Genomic DNA, 619 nt, shown 5'->3' on the forward strand with positions numbered 1-619 from the left:
AAACCCCTGGCGCGGGATGGAGCAGCCCGGTAGCTCGTCAGGCTCATAACCTGAAGGTCGCAGGTTCAAATCCTGCTCCCGCAACCAACGATATCTGCAAAGCAAGCTCCCCAAAAGGGAGCTTCTTTGCGTTCTGGCAACGCCGCGTCTGTAAACTGCTGAACTTCTACGACAAAGCCCCGCAGTCATCTGTGGGGCTTTTGCCGTTTTGGGCAGTGCCGAGAGCGCGCTCGCCGCCCTCACTCAGGCTGGATGTCGACATCCAGCCCAGCCTCGATACCTGGCTCGGGAAAAACGCGGTGAACTCGGTGGGGGAAGGGCCTTCGGCTTGTTGTCTGTGACCGGCACGGCTGCGAATGCACCCGGGGATCCCCAGTCCCGATTGTCACCATCCCGCCCCGATCGTAGCGGGTGCCGAGCTATCCTGCGGAATAACCGATACAGCGCGTCAGCTTCGGTCGTCGGGCAAATCGCTATCCAGCTCAGGGAAGCACCGCAGATGAAACAACAAGCCCCGCGGTCTCCCGCGGGGCTTTGTCTGTTTGATGGGAAGGCCTGTCGATCAGGCGAGCTGGATGTCGAGCGTGAGGCCGCCACTGCCGTCGGGTGTGAGCACGAC

Annotated in this window: 1 tRNA gene; it reads left to right on the forward strand. The window is 61.4% G+C overall.

The features are described 5' to 3' along the window. The first annotated feature begins 10 nt into the window (after positions 1-10). A tRNA-Met gene (locus tag V8J36_RS22845) sits at positions 11-87 on the forward strand. The last annotated feature ends 532 nt before the right edge of the window (positions 88-619 follow it).

The organism is Frigidibacter sp. MR17.14, from assembly GCF_037095735.1.
Lineage (GTDB): Bacteria > Pseudomonadota > Alphaproteobacteria > Rhodobacterales > Rhodobacteraceae > Frigidibacter.